The sequence below is a fragment of the Roseomonas sp. USHLN139 genome (assembly GCF_037145735.1).
Taxonomy (GTDB): domain Bacteria; phylum Pseudomonadota; class Alphaproteobacteria; order Acetobacterales; family Acetobacteraceae; genus Pseudoroseomonas.
In genome coordinates this window covers 358,069-372,266 of the sequence record NZ_JBBCWY010000006.1, presented here as the reverse complement: position 1 = coordinate 372,266, position 14,198 = coordinate 358,069, and the positions used below count along the sequence as shown (strand labels likewise).

Sequence of the window (14,198 nt, the reverse complement as noted above, 5' to 3'; positions counted from 1 at the left end):
TGCGCTCTGGGATGCCATCCGTGACGCCCTCCCGCAGTTCTCACCGCAGGAGTGTGCCAGCTACTTCACCGCCGCAGGATATGAACCAGAATGATCGGATTATGCTCTAGCGGCCCCAGCGCAGCACCACCGGATCCAGGCCGCGCGCGATCTCCAGCAGGCCGGCCCGCACCGCCTCGTGCATCGGCGCCAGCGGGTGGCGGCCGGCATCACAACGGATGACACCGCCCTCCCGCATCAAGGCCTTGGCGGCCAGCAGCCCGGCCTGCCGGTTCTCGTAATTGATCAGCGGCAGCCAGCGCTGATAGGCCGCGACCGCGGCCGCGCGGTCGCCGGCGAAATAGGGATCGGTGATCTGCCGGATGCCGTCCGGATAGCCGCCGCCGGTCATCGCCCCGGTCGCCCCGGCATCCAGATCGGCCAGCAGGGTGATCGCCTCCTCGCCATCCCAGGGGCCCTCGATGGCGGCACCCCCCGCCTCGATCAGCGCGCGCAGCTTGGACGCGGCCTGCGGCACCTCGATCTTGAAGTAGGCGACATGGGCGATCTCCTGCGCCATCCGCGCCAGCAGCGGCACCGACAGCGGCGTCCCCGCCACCGGCGCATCCTGGATCATGATCGGGATCGAGATGGCATCCGACACCTGGCGGAAGAACTCGTACACGGCCGCCTCGCCGACCCGGATGGTCGCGCCGTGATAGGGCGGCATGATCATCACCATGGCCGCGCCCGCCTGCTGCGCGCGACGGCTGCGCTCGGCGCAAAGGCGGCTGGAGAAATGCGTGGTCGTCACGATCACCGGGACGCGGCCGGCGACATGGCCGAGGATCTCATCCTGCAGCAGTTCGCGCTCGGCATCGGACAGCACGAACTGCTCGGAGAAATTGGCCAGGATGCACAATCCCTGCGATCCGGCATCGATCATGCAGTCGACCGCGCGGCGCTGCCCCTCGAGGTCCAGCGCGCCCTTGGCGTCGAAAATGGTGGGCACCACCGGAAACACGCCGCGATAGGCTGGCTCGGCCATTCCCTGCCTCCTCCCCTGGGGTGCGGCCTCGGACCGGGCCGCTGCCGGCATCCTGCCCTGCCCCGCCCTGGCCTCCAAGCCCCGCCCTCGCCGGCACTCCCTGGCCAGGCCCAAGCCTCCCGCCCCCGTGAGGCCGCCTTGCGTGACCGGACCATGACATTGACTCGCAACAGGGTATAATCGCCGGCAAAGGCCCCCTGCCCGCGCCCCGGGTGGAAGCACCGCGGCCAGACCCTTGGATCAGGAGAGCAGCTTGCAACAGGGCACGCCCCGCACGGCCGAGCCGCAGCAGAGCTTCACCACCGCGAACATCGCGCCGATGGCCCGTCCCAGCCTGATGACCCGCTTCTTCATGAGCCTGGTCTCGGGCGCGGAACGGCTGAACCTGCGCTACAGCAAGGTCGGCAATCCGCCGGTCTTCGACAATGCCACCTTCCCCTGGGCCGCCGAGATCGAGCGCGAATGGCCGCTGATCCGCCAGGAGCTGGAGCGCGTGCTGCTGCGCCAGTCCGAGCTGCCGAGCTTCCACGACATCTCGACCGATGTGCAGACCATCAGCAAGGACAGCGCCTGGAAGACCTTCTTCCTGGCCGGCTATGGCCTCTCCTCGCAGGAGAACATCAAGCGCTGCCCCGAGACCTGGCGGATCGTGCAGAAGATCCCGGGCCTGAAGACGGCGATGTTCTCGATCTTCGAGCCGGGCAAGCACCTGCCCGCGCATCGCGGCCCGTACAATGGCGTGCTGCGCCTGCATCTCGGCCTGATCGTGCCGGAGCAGAGCGACCGGCTGGCGATCCGCGTCGACAAGCAGGTCTGCCACTGGCAGGAGGGCAAGGCCCTCATTTTCGACGACGCCTATGAGCACGAGGCCTGGAACCACACCGACCAGACCCGCGTGGTGCTGTTCGTCGATTTCGTGAAGCCGCTGGCCTTCCCGGCGCGTCTGACCAACTGGCTGCTGCTGAACCTGGCGGTGTTCACCCCCTTCATCCGCGAAGGTCTGGACAACCACAAGGAGTGGGAAAAGAAGTTCTATGCGGAAGCCGAAGCGCTCCGTAACCGTCCGAATTGATCGTGGAATAAAAAGAAGATGGGGGTCCGGGGGAATTCCTTCCCCCGGCCTTTTTTTATTCGAGGGATTCGTACCAGGTCCGCCCGTCGCGCTCGATCATGGCGATGGCTGCTGTCGGCCCCCAGCTGCCCGCCGCGTAGGGCCGTGGCGTCTCAGGCCGCTCCGACCAGCCCTGCAGGATGGGTTCGACCCATTTCCAGGCCATCTCGACCTCGTCGCGGCGCATGAACAGGGTGGTGTTGCCGCGCACCACGTCCATCAGCAGCCGCTCATAGGCATCCGGGTAGCGCTGGCCGAAGGCCTTCTCGAAGCTGATATCCAGCCCGGTCGGCCGCAGATGCAGCCCGCCCGGCCCCGGCTCCTTGGTCATCATCTCCAGCCGCATGCCTTCCTCCGGCTGCAGCCGGATCAGCAGGCGATTGGGCTGCATGCCGACCGCCTCGCGCGGGAAGATGCTGAAGGGCGGCGTGCGGAACTCGATGATGATTTCCGACACCTTGCGCGGCAGCCGCTTGCCGGTGCGCAGATAGAAGGGCACCCCGGCCCAGCGCCAGGAATTGACCTGCAGCTTCAGCGCGACGAAGGATTCCGTCAGGCTGGCCTCGCCGTCCAGGTCCTGGCGATAGCCCGGCACCGGCTGCCCGGCGATGGCGCCGGCGGTGTATTGCCCGCGCACGGTGGCCAGATGCGCCTCGTGCGGGGCGATCGGCTTCAGCGCCCGCAGCACCTTGACCTTCTCGTCGCGCACCGCGTCGGGGTCGAGCGAGATCGGGCTTTCCATCGCCAGCAGGCAGAGCAGCTGCAGCATGTGGTTCTGCACCATGTCGCGCAGCGCCCCGGCGCGGTCGTAATAGCCGCCGCGGCCGCCGATGCCGACCTCCTCGGCCACGGTGATCTGGACATGGTCGATCATGTCGGCATGCCAGAGCCGCTCGAAGATCGGGTTGGCGAAGCGCAGCGCCATCAGGTTCTGCACCGTCTCCTTGCCGAGGTAATGGTCGATGCGGAAGATCTGCGCCTCGGGCAGGACCTCGCCGACGGCGCGGTTGATGTCGCGGGCGCTGGTCAGGTCGTGGCCGATCGGCTTCTCCAGCACCACCCGCGCCTGCGGCGAGAGCGCGCCATGCCGCGCCAGGCGCTGGCAGATCGGGCCATAGAGCTCCGGCGAGGTCGCGAGATAGAAGGGCCGCACCTGGCCCGGCCGCTCGTCCAGGGTGGCGGCGAGCCCCTCCCAGCCCTCCTCGCCGCTGCCCTCGATCGGGCGGTAGTGCAGCTGGGCCAGGAAGTCCTGCAGCGTCGCCGCGTCCAGCGCCCCGGCCGGCAGGTGCTGGCGCAGCGCCGCCTCGGCCTGGCGGCGGAAGCCGTCATCGTCCAGCTGCCCGCGCGCCGCGCCGATGATGCGGCTGGTGTCGGGGAATTGCCGGTCGCGGTGCCGGTGGTAGAGCGCCGGCAGCAGCTTGCGCATGGTCAGGTCGCCGGTGGCGCCGAAGACCGTGCAGTCGAAGGAAGCGACAGGGAGGATGCGGGCCATGGCCGCATCCTGCCGCAGCGCAGCGCGGAAGCCTAGCGCCAGGCTCAGGCCACGGCGACGGTATCCGGGAAGATCCGCGCGATGATGGCCTTCAGCCCGTCCATCATGGCGCGTTCATAGGCCTGGTCCTCGGGGCTGAAGGCATGCTCGTTGCGGTGCCAGCTGTATTTGGGCAGCGGCATCTGCTGGACGGTGACGCCCAGGCGCGGGCGCTCATGGCCAGGCAGCGGGGCGGTCTCGGCGGTTTCCTCGAATTGCCGGCCAACCAGCACGGCCAGACCCCAATCCTTGTCGGGGAAGCGCTTCTGCAGCGCCTCGTAGATGCGCTCGACGCCGCGGGTGATGCCGGGCACCCAGCGGTTGGTGTAGAGCAGGAAGACGATGCGGTCGGCGGCGGCGATGTCGCGGTAGAAATTCTCGATGCGCGCCGAGTACTTCTTCACCAGCAGGGCGCAGTTGTCGGCATGGAATTCCTCGCCGCGCTCGTGGTTGAAGGTCGCGCCCAATTTGGTGTGGGTGACATAGCCCTTGTCCGGCAGATACTGCAGCGCGCCGGGGTCCAGGTAGCCGGCGAAATCGGTCTCGATCAGCGTCGGGATGGTGGCGATGCGGTGGATGGCGATGTCGAAGGGGTGCGTCGCCTCGCCCAGCGCCGCCGGCGGCTTGATGCCCCAGCGCGTCGCCACCGACCGGGCGAAGCAGTTGCTGCCCAGCGAAATGAATTTGATGCCGCGATAGGCGAGAAGATTGACGCGGCGCGCCTCGGCGACCTGCAGCGCCATGCGTTCGTATTCGGCCAGGCGGGCGCGGGCGGCGGCGAAGCTGTCCCGCAGCACCGCCAGGTCGGTGTCGGTGACGGTCAGCCCGTCGCGCGCCGTCTGCTTCATCGGCTCGCGCAGGGCGGCGTCGAGCCGCTGGGCGAAGGCCTCCGGCTGGAAGACGGTGTTGGTCAGCTTCTGCCAGTCCATTCGTTTCCCGGCTCGCTCATGGCCATACTGTTGCTTGCCCGTCATTATCGCCGCCGGATGTCAGGGCGTCCAGGCGCCGGCGGCAGCCGCCAGCATCGTCCACAGCGTTATCCACAAAGCGGTCCACCGAATCTGTGGATAACCATCCTTGCCCGGCCGGCGCGGCGCTTCCTATCCTGGCGCCGATGCGCGACCTGAAATCCCTGGAGACCTTCGTCTGGATCGCGCGGCTGGGCGGCTTCCGCGCGGCGGCGCAGCGGCTGAACACCACCCAGCCGGCACTGTCGGCGCGGATCCGCCAGCTGGAGCAGGATCTCGGCGTCACGCTGTTCGAGCACCGGCTGCGGCGCACCGCGCTGACCGCCGAGGGGGTGGCGGCGCTGCGCTATGCCGAGAGCATGCTGGAGCTGCGCGGCGAGATGCTGCAGGCGGTCGCCGCGCCGGCGGCGATGGATGGCGTGCTGCGGCTCGGCCTGGCGGAGACGCTGGTGCACACGCTGCTGCCGCAGCTGCTGGAGAGTATCCACCGCCGCTATCCGGCGCTGGTGCTGGACATCGTCGTCGACATCACGCCGAACCTGCGCGACCAGCTGCTGGACGGGGCGCTGGACCTGGTGATGCTGGTCGGGCCGGTGGAGGACCCGCGGGCGGTGAATGCGCCGCTGTGCCGGATCGAGCTGGGCTGGGTGGCGCGGGCGGATATCGCGCTGGCGCGGCGGCCGCTGCGGCTGGCCGAGCTGCTGCCCTGGCCGGTGGTCAGCTTCTCGCACAGCTCGCCGCTCTCGGGCGAGATCCGCGCCGCGCTGGAGGCGAGCGGCACGCCGGGCCTGCGGCTCTGGGGCAGCACCTCGCTGACGGCGATGACGCGGCTGGTGCTGGATGGCATCGGCTTGGCGATCCTGCCGCTGCTGATGGCGCAGCAGGAGCTGGCCGCCGGCCGGCTGCGCCAGCTGGAGGTGTCCGACGTCACCCTGCCGCGCAATGCCTTCCACCTGAGCTATCTGCGCAGCCCGAAGAGTCACCTGGCCGCCGCCGTCGCCGCCGAGGCGCATCGCCTGGCCGAAGGCCTGTAGGTCAGCGTCCCGCGGTGCCGCCCTGGCGCGGCAGCCTGACAGAAAGACGAAGGGGGTGCAGGGGGAATTCCTTCCCCCTGCCCTTGTTTTTGTTGTGGTTTGTCAGGGGTGATAAATTCCCTTTATCGCTTCGATCCAAATTAAGGATTCGACAGCGATCCGGCCCTGCGATCCCATGACCGGCAATGCAGCTGCGACCCAAGCGCGGCGCCGGGAGAGCCATTCAAACGGAAGCCGCCAGCAGAGCAACAGGGGCTTCACAGAATGAACAAGTGGATCGCGGGCGGCCTGGCCGCCTGGCTCGGGCTGACCTCCTTCACGGCGGCCGCGCAGGGGCCTGCCACGCTGCCCGACGGGCCGAAGCTGCGCATCGTCGCGGTGACGCAGCCGCTGCCCACCATGCCGCAATTCACCCGCGTCGACACGCCGCTGCTGCGCGAACAGCTGCAGGCGCGCTCGAACGGCCGCATCACCGTGCAGCTCAGCTCGCATGCCGAGCGCAACCTGGGCGGCAACGAGATCGTGCGCCTGGTGCGCTCCGGCCAGGCGGATATCGGCGCGGGCACGCTGTCGACGCTGTCGGGCGATGTGCCCTTCCTGGACGGCATCGACCTGGCCGGGCTGAGCGCCGACATCACGACCGCCAAGCGGATCGCCGAGGCCGTGCTGCCGGTGGCCAACAAGGAGCTGGAGCGGTTCAACACCCGGCTCGTCGTGCTCTATCCCTTCCCGGCGCAGGTGCTGTTCTGCCGCCAGCCCTTCCGGTCGCTGGCCGATCTGCGCGAGCGCAAGATCCGCACCTTCGGCAACTCGCTGGTCGACCTGATCGACAAGATCGGCGGGCTGCCGGTCAGCGTCGGCTTCCCCGAGGTCTATAGCGCGCTGGAGCGCGGCGTGGTCGATTGCGCGGTCACCGGCACCGGCAGCGGCGCCTCGGCCCGCTGGCCGGAGGTGACCTCGCACATCTCGGACCTGCCGCTCTCCTGGTCGGTCGCCGGCTACATGGTCAACCTGGCCTGGTGGAACAAGCTGGACCCGCAGGTGCGCGGGCTGCTGGAAGCCACCTTCGCCGAGATGCACGAGAAGCTCTGGGATCTCGGCGCCGCGGCGACGCGCGACGGGCTCGACTGCAACACTGGCAAGCCCGAGGGCTGCAAGCTGCACCAGCTGGCGGCGCGGCCGATGACCGAGGTGGCGGCCACCGAGGCCGACCGCGAGCTGGTGCGCGCGACGCTGCGCAGCACCGTGCTGCCCGGCTTCGTCCGCCGCTGCGGCGCGCGCTGCGGCGAGATCTACAACCAGGTGATCGCGCCGATCTCCGGCGTGGAGTATCGCCCGTGAGGCGGGCTGCCGGGGCCGCCGCCCCGGCGCCGCTGCGCGCGGCGCAGGCGCTGCGCCAGGGCATCGCCAGGGTGTCGGCCGTGATGGCCTATCTGGCGGGGTGGAACTACATCCTCTGCGCGCTGTTCATCACCGCCGATATCGTCGGGCGCTCGGTCTTCCATGTCTCCAGCGCGGCGACGGTGGAGATCACCAGCTACATGCTGGCCGGCGGCATCTCCTGGTCGCTGGCGCATACCCTGGCGGCGCGCGCGCATATCCGCGTCGACGTGCTGGTCAACCGCCTGCCGCTGCGGCTGCGCGCCGTGCTGCATGTGCTGGCGCTGATCCTGCTGGCCGGTTTCTCGGTCTTCGCCGCCTGGGCCGCCTGGTCGCTGCTGGATGAGTCGCTGATGTTCGACGCGCATGACAGCAGCAAGCTGCGCATCCCGATGGCGATCCCGCAGGGGGTCTGGACCTTCGGCCTCTTCGCCTTCGTGGCGATGATCCTGGCGCTGCTGCTGGAAGCGCTGCTGGAGCTGGCGCTGGGCCGTTTCGCCGAGGCCGATGCGCTGCTCGGCGCGCGCACCATCGACGACGAGGCGGAGGAGGCGCTGGAAGCCGTCGCCATGGCCCGGGAGCGCGCCGCATGATCGCGATCCTGTTCATCCTGGGCCTGCTGGGGGCGCTGTTCTTCGCCGCCGCCAGCGGCGCGCAGTCGCTGCCCATCGCCGAAATCCTGGGCCTCGTCGCGGTCTTCATGGTGTTCTTCGGCGCCGGCGTGCATATCGCCGCCGTGCTCGGGCTGCTGGCGCTGCTCGCCGGTTTTCTTTTCTCCGATCGACCCTTCTGGCTGTTCGCGGGGCAGACCTTCTGGGGGCCGTCGAGCAACTTCGTGCTGATCGCGGTGCCGCTGTTCCTGCTGATGGGCGAGATCCTGTTGCGCGCGGGGCTGTCCGACCGGCTGTACAAGGCGCTGAACGTCTGGCTGAACCGGCTGCCGGGCGGGCTGCTGCACACCAACATCGCCTCCTGCGCGCTGTTCTCCGCCGTATCGGGGTCGTCGGTGGCGACGGCGGCGACGATGGGTTCGGTCGCCCTGCCCTATTTCGAGGGCACCAAGTACAGCCAGCGCATGGTGCTGGGCTCGCTCGCCGCCGGCGGCGCCATGGGCAATTTGATCCCGCCCGGCATCACCTTCATCGTCTATGGGCTGATCACCGAGACCTCGGTCGGCGCGCTCTATATCGCGGCGCTGATCCCGAGCGTGCTGGTCACCGCGCTGTTCGTCGCCGTCATCACCGCGCATGGGCTGCGCTCGCCGCTGCCGAAGCCGCCGCCGGTGCCGCTGGCCGAGAAGATCCGCGCGCTCGGCGGGCTGGTGCCGACCCTGCTGCTGATGCTGCTGGTGCTGGGCTCGATCTATGGCGGCTATGCGACGCCGACCGAGGCCGCGGCGCTTGGCGTCGTCGGCGCCGCCGGCTTCGCGGCGCTGGACGGCAAGCTGAACTTCCGCATGCTGAACGCCTCGGCCGAGGCGACCGCGCGCAACACCGCGCTGCTCGGGCTGATCATCCTCGGCGCCTATCTGCTGAACTACGTGCTGACCGGGCTCGACGTGCCGCAGACGGTGGCCACCATGATCGGCGGCCTGCCGGTCCCCCCTTGGGCGATCATGCTGGCCATCATCGGCATGTACTTCGCGCTCGGCACCTTCATGGAGGGCTTCTCCATGATCATCACCACGGTGCCCGTGGTCTTCCCGATCGTCGTCGGCCTCGGCTACGACCCGATCTGGTTCGGCGTGATCGTCACCATGCTGGTGGAGATCGCGCAGATCAGCCCGCCCGACGGCACCGTGATGTACGTGCTGCAGGGCATGCGCCCCAAGGGCGGGCCGATCACCGACGTCTTCGCCGGCGTCATGCCTTTCCTCGCAGCCTATCTCGTGGCGGTCGCGGCCCTGCTGGCCTGGCCGGAGCTCGCCACCTGGCTGCCGCAGGTCCTGGGCTGACCGCCATGCCTCCCATCATCCCAGCGCAGCACGCTGCGAGCGGAGTTCCCGTGTCCCCTGATCCCTTCATCCGAATCGGCATCGATATCGGCGGCACCTTCACCGATCTGCAGATCCTCGACGAGCGCAGCGGCGCGCTGCGCAGCCTGAAGACGCCGACCACGCCGGAAGACCCCTCGATCGGCCTGATCACCGGGCTGAACGAGGCCGCCACGCGCTATGGCTTCGGCCTGACCGATATCCGCATCCTGCTGCACGGCACCACCATCGCGACCAATGCCGTGCTGGAGCGCCGCCTGGCCCGGGGTGTTCTTCTCACCACCGCCGGCTTCGAGGATGTTCTCGAGATCGGCCGCCACAGCCGCAAGGACATCTACGGGCTGAAGCCGCATCACGATGCGCCGCTGATCCCGCGCGATCGCCGTCTGGGCGTGGCGGAGCGCATCCGCGGCGATGGCAGCGTCGAACGCGCGATCGACCCCGCCTCCCTCGCCCCGCTGCTGGCCAAGCTCGACGCGCTGGGCGCCGAGGCGGTGGCCATCTGCCTGCTCAACGCCCATGTCAATCCGGCGCATGAGCAGGCCCTGGCGGAGGTCATTCGCGCCGCGCGCCCGGACCTGCCGCTCTGCCTCTCCAGCGAGCTCAGCCCGGAAATCCGCGAATACGAACGCAGCTCGACCACCGCGCTCAACACCCTGCTGATGCCCGTCGTCGGCGCCTATCTCCAGAAACTGACCGGGCGGCTGGCGGAGGCCGGCATCGCCGCGCGGCTGCTGCTGGTGCAATCCAACAGCGGCGTCTGCTCGGCCGAGGTGGCGGCACGGCAGCCGGCGCGGCTGCTGCTCTCCGGCCCCTCCGGCGGCGCGCTGGCGACGCTGCGCATGGCAGAATCGCTGCAGCGGCCGAACCTGCTGGGCGTCGACATGGGCGGCACCAGCTTCGACATCTGCGTCGTCCATGAGGGCAGCGTCACCCGCATGACCCAGGGCGAGATCGACGGTCTGCCGGTGCGCCTGCCGATGATCGAGATCCGCACCATCGGCTCCGGCGGCGGCTCGCTCGCCGCCGTCGACGATGCCGGGAGGCTGCGCGTCGGCCCGCGCAGCGCCGGCTCGCGCCCCGGCCCGGTCTGCTATGGCCGCGGCGGCACCGAGCCCGCCGTGACCGACGCCAATATCACCCTCGGCCGGCTCGACCCGCGCTTCTTCCTGGGCGGCGCCATGCCGCTGGACGCGCCGGCCGCCGAGGCCGCCATCGCGACGCGGATCGGCGCGCCGCTCGGCCTCGGCGCGCAGCAGGCGGCGGCCGGCATGCTGGCGGTGACCGACACCAACCTGGCCGCCGCCGCCCGCCTTTCTCTCTTCGAGAAGGGCCTCGACCCGCGCGAATTCTCTCTCCTTTCCTTCGGCGGCGCTGGCGGGCTGCATGCCATTCCCGTCGCGGAAGAGCTGGGCGTGCCGGAGGTGATCTTCCCCGCCGATGCCAGCACTTTTTCTGCGTTTGGCATCCTGCATTCCGACATCATGCACGACCTGACGCGCAGCCGCGTCATGCCGGCGACGGAAGAAAACCTGCCGCGCGTCGCCGCCTTCCTGGACGAGTTGCGCGAGCAGGGCGATGGGCTGCTGGCCGCCGATGGCGTGCCCCTGGCTGACCGGCGCTTCAACTTCTCCGCCGACCTGCGCTATCGCGGCCAGGCCTTCGAGCTGGTGATCCCCTGGGAGGCGCCGGCCGCCGAGCCCGCCGCGCTGGCGACACTGCTGGCCGCCTTCCATGCCGAACACGCCCGCCGCTTCTCCTACAGCAACACGGCGGCGCCGGTGGAGCTGGTGGCGCTGCGTCTCTCGGCCACCGGGTTGCTGGCGCGCGCCCGCACCCGCCGCGCCCCCGGCCTGGGGGCCGATCGCAAGCCGGAGGCGCGCCGCATCTGGCTGGGCGATGCCTGGCGCGAAGTGCCGGTGCACCAGCGCGAGCAGCTGACCGCGCCGGTCAGCGGCCCGGCGCTGATCGAGGAGGAATACACCACCATCTACCTGGCCGAAGGCTGGCGCTGCGCCCCCGGCCCCGACCACACGCTGATCGCGCGGCGCCAGAGCGCCGGCCGGACGGAGGCCCTCGCGGCATGAGCACCCATCTCGACGCGATCGCGCTGGAAATCCTGCGCAACGCCCTGACCGCCGCCGCCGCCGAGATGGATGTCACCGTCTGGCGCACCAGCCGCTCCACCATCGTGCGCGAGCTGCTGGATTATTCCACCGCGATCTTCGACGCGCATGGCGACAATGTCGCGCAATCGGCGCGCATCCCGCAGCACCTCAACTCGATGAGCACCGGCCTGCGCACCGTGCTGCGCGACCACCTGCCGCTCGAGCGCTGGGAGGATGGCGATGTCGTCATCACCAACGATCCCTATTGCGGCGGCCAGCACATCCCCGACATCCTGGCCTTCCGCCCGGTCTTCGCCGAGGGGCAGCGCGTCGCCATCGTCGGCACGCTCTGCCACCATCTCGACATGGGCGGCATGGCGGCCGGCTCCTATGCCGCGACGGCGACCGAGGTCTTCCAGGAGGGGCTGCGCATCCCGCCGCTGAAGCTGGTCAAGGCGGGCGCCCTCAATGACGACCTGCTGGCGATGATGAAGCAGAATGTCCGCCGGCCCGACATGCTCTGGGGCGACCTGCAGGCGCAGCTGGCCTCGCTGGCGGTGGGGGAGGCGAATATCCGCAAGCTCGCCGACCGCGTCGGCGCGGCGACACTGACCGAAGCCTGCGCCCGCATCCTCGACGGGTCGGAGCGCGCCATGCGCGCGATGATCGGCCGCATCCCGGACGGGAAATACGACTTCGAGGATTTCCTCGACGATGACGGCATCGACGCGAAGCCGATCCGCATCCATGCGGAGATCGAAGTGCGCGGCGAGGAGCTGATCATCGACCTCTCCGGCTGCGGCCCGCAGGCCGTCGGGCCGGTGAACGCGACGCTGGCCTCCTCGGGCTCGGCCGTCTCCTATGCGGTGATGGCCATCGCGGATGCAGAAATCCCGCCCAATGCCGGCTGCTACCGCCCGGTCACGGTGATCGCGCCGGAGGGCAGCATCGTCAATGCCCGCCACCCCGCCCCCGTCGCCAACCGCATCGCCACCGGCCACCGCCTGGCGACGACGCTGCTCGGGGCGCTGCACAAGGCGGTGCCGGGGCGGGTGCCGGCGGCCTATTACGGCGTCAGCTATGTCTGCTCCTTCCAGACCATCGGCGACCAGGGCGAGCGTGGCGTGCTGGTCGAGATCGAGGTCGGCGGCAGCGGCGCGCATGACGACACCGATGGGCTGAACGGCTATACCTATGGCATGCACAACAACTCGAACATCCCGGTGGAGATGATCGAGAGCGAGCTGCCGATCACGCTCACCGGCTATGGCCTGCTGGACGGCTCCGGCGGCGCCGGGCGGCAGCGCGGCGGGCTCGGCCTGTTCCGCGAATGGCGCATCGACAGCGCGGAAGCCGTTTTCACCGCCAATCTCGAGCGCTTCAAGCACCGTCCCTATGGGCTCGAGGGCGGCGAGCCGGGCCGCGCCGGCGCGCTCTGGCTGATCCGCGGCGGCGAGCGGACGGCGCTCGGCTCCAAGGTCAACAACCTGCGGCTGTGGCGCGGCGACACCATCCGGCTGGAGACCTCGGGCGGCGGCGGCTTCGGCCCCGCGGAGCAGCGCAGCGCGGCGGCGCAGATGATGGACCGTCAGCTCGGCTACATCGCCGCCTGACCCTTGCGGCGCCGCAGCGCGGCCTTATCTGGGCAGGGATGGACCCCTGCCCCGAGACGGCCGCCCTGGCGGCGCTGCAAGCTTCCTTCCAGAGCGGCGCGACGCGGCCGCTGGAGGCCCGGCGGGCGGCGCTGCGGCGGCTGGCGCAGGGCCTGGCGCGGCTCGAGGACGACTTCCTCGATGCCCTGCGGGCTGATCTCGGCAAGTCAGCCTTCGAGGCCTGGACCTCGGAGATCCTGCCGCTGCGGCAGGAGCTGGCGCATGTCCAGAAGCACCTGGCGCGCTGGATGAAGCCGCGCCGCGTCGCCACCGGCCCGCTGCACTGGCCGGCGCGTGCCGGGGTACAGCCCGAGCCGCGCGGCGCCGTGCTGATCCTCAGCCCCTGGAACTATCCGCTGCAGCTGGCGCTGATGCCCCTGGTCAGCGCGCTGGCCGCCGGCAATACCGTGCTGCTGAAGCCCTCGGAATTCGCCCCCGCCACCGCCGCCCTGCTGCAGCGCCTGATCGGGGAGAGTTTCGCCGCCGACCATGTCCGGCTGCTGCAGGGTGATGCCGGCCTCGCCGCGCGGCTGACCGCGCTACCCTGGGACCATATCTTCTTCACGGGCTCGGTGGCCACCGGGCGCAAGGTGGCGCTGGCGGCGGCGGCCATCCTCACCAGCTGCACGCTGGAGCTCGGCGGCTGCAACCCGGCGGTGGTCGAGCCCACCGCCGATCCGCGCATCGCCGCGCGCCGCATCGTCTGGGGCAAGTTCCTCAATGCCGGGCAGACCTGCATCGCGCCGAACCATGTGCTGGTGCATGCCGACCTGCACGACCGGCTGGTCGAGGAGCTGCGCCGCGCCATGGTCGCCTTCTACGGCGCCGATGGCGCCGCGGCGCAGCGTCTCGCGCATCGCGGTCAGTTCGAGCGCATCGCTTCCCTGCTGAACGAGGGCCGCATCCTGCAGGGCGGCGCCACCGATGCCGCGCGGCTGCATGTCGCGCCGACGCTGCTCGGCGATGTCGCCCCGGATTCGTCGCTGCTGCGCGAAGAAATCTTCGGGCCGGTGCTGCCGGTGCTGGCCTGGCGCGAGGAGGCGGCGCTGGTGGCGCGGCTGCAGGCGGCGCCCTCGCCGCTGGCGACCTATCTGCACGGCCGCGACGACGCCCTGGCCGGCCGGCTGCAGCAGGCGACGCGCTCCGGCGCCTTCGTCCGCAACGACAATGTGCTGCAGGCGGCGGTGCCCGGCCTGCCCTTCGGCGGCGTCGGCCCGAGCGGCCAGGGCCGCGCGCATGGCGAGGCCGGCTTCCGCGACTTCAGCAATCTGCGCAGCCTCTACCAGCAGAGCCCGCGCCTCGACCTGCCGACCCGCTACCCGCCCTATGGCAACCAGCTGCCCTGGCTGCGGCGGATCTTCGGGCGGACCGGGCTCTAGAGCAGACTCCGATCT

At 70.1% G+C, this 14,198-nt stretch carries 11 protein-coding genes; 8 read left to right on the top strand and 3 right to left on the bottom strand.

What is annotated here, in order from left to right:
* Positions 1-106: 106 nt before the first annotated feature.
* Positions 107-1,027: a dihydrodipicolinate synthase family protein gene (locus WFI16_RS18395; RefSeq protein WP_419899302.1), complete on the bottom strand. Its 921-nt coding sequence runs from the start codon at positions 1,025-1,027 to the stop codon at positions 107-109.
* Between the two features lie 253 nt (positions 1,028-1,280).
* On the opposite strand from WFI16_RS18395, the gene WFI16_RS18390 reads away from it, so the two are divergent.
* Positions 1,281-2,099, top strand: coding sequence for an aspartyl/asparaginyl beta-hydroxylase domain-containing protein (locus WFI16_RS18390; RefSeq protein ID WP_419899301.1), 819 nt, complete (start codon positions 1,281-1,283; stop codon positions 2,097-2,099).
* A 55-nt stretch (positions 2,100-2,154) separates the two neighbouring features.
* Here the strand turns inward: WFI16_RS18390 and zwf are convergent, their stop codons facing one another.
* Together zwf and WFI16_RS18380 are read right to left on the bottom strand one after the other, a co-directional pair.
* Positions 2,155-3,630, bottom strand: a complete 1,476-nt coding sequence (gene zwf / locus WFI16_RS18385; RefSeq protein ID WP_419899300.1) for a glucose-6-phosphate dehydrogenase — start codon at positions 3,628-3,630, stop codon at positions 2,155-2,157.
* A gap of 44 nt (positions 3,631-3,674) precedes the next feature.
* Entirely contained in the window at positions 3,675-4,598 is a 924-nt protein-coding gene (locus WFI16_RS18380; protein WP_419899299.1) for a DUF1796 family putative cysteine peptidase, read from the bottom strand.
* A 185-nt stretch (positions 4,599-4,783) separates the two neighbouring features.
* Here WFI16_RS18380 and WFI16_RS18375 point away from each other — a divergent pair, with 185 nt between their 5' ends.
* From WFI16_RS18375 to WFI16_RS18345, 7 genes are all read left to right on the top strand, one after another.
* Positions 4,784-5,671 (top strand): LysR family transcriptional regulator, encoded by an 888-nt coding sequence (locus WFI16_RS18375; protein WP_419899298.1) that lies wholly within the window; start codon positions 4,784-4,786, stop codon positions 5,669-5,671.
* A 264-nt stretch (positions 5,672-5,935) separates the two neighbouring features.
* On the top strand, positions 5,936-7,012 hold the full coding sequence (locus tag WFI16_RS18370; protein ID WP_419899297.1) for a TRAP transporter substrate-binding protein: 1,077 nt from the start codon (positions 5,936-5,938) through the stop codon (positions 7,010-7,012).
* Positions 7,009-7,644: a TRAP transporter small permease subunit gene (locus WFI16_RS18365; protein WP_419899296.1), complete on the top strand. Its 636-nt coding sequence runs from the start codon at positions 7,009-7,011 to the stop codon at positions 7,642-7,644. Before WFI16_RS18370 ends, WFI16_RS18365 begins: the two co-directional genes overlap by 4 nt.
* Positions 7,641-9,005: a TRAP transporter large permease gene (locus WFI16_RS18360; protein WP_419899295.1), complete on the top strand. Its 1,365-nt coding sequence runs from the start codon at positions 7,641-7,643 to the stop codon at positions 9,003-9,005. The genes WFI16_RS18365 and WFI16_RS18360 overlap by 4 nt, the downstream gene beginning before the upstream one ends.
* A 50-nt stretch (positions 9,006-9,055) precedes the next feature.
* On the top strand, positions 9,056-11,131 hold the full coding sequence (locus WFI16_RS18355) for a hydantoinase/oxoprolinase family protein (RefSeq protein ID WP_419899294.1): 2,076 nt from the start codon (positions 9,056-9,058) through the stop codon (positions 11,129-11,131).
* On the top strand, positions 11,128-12,765 hold the full coding sequence (locus WFI16_RS18350) for a hydantoinase B/oxoprolinase family protein (RefSeq protein WP_419899293.1): 1,638 nt from the start codon (positions 11,128-11,130) through the stop codon (positions 12,763-12,765). The genes WFI16_RS18355 and WFI16_RS18350 overlap by 4 nt, the downstream gene beginning before the upstream one ends.
* 38 nt (positions 12,766-12,803) lie before the next feature.
* Positions 12,804-14,183, top strand: coding sequence for an aldehyde dehydrogenase family protein (locus WFI16_RS18345; RefSeq protein WP_419899292.1), 1,380 nt, complete (start codon positions 12,804-12,806; stop codon positions 14,181-14,183).
* Positions 14,184-14,198 lie beyond the last annotated feature (15 nt).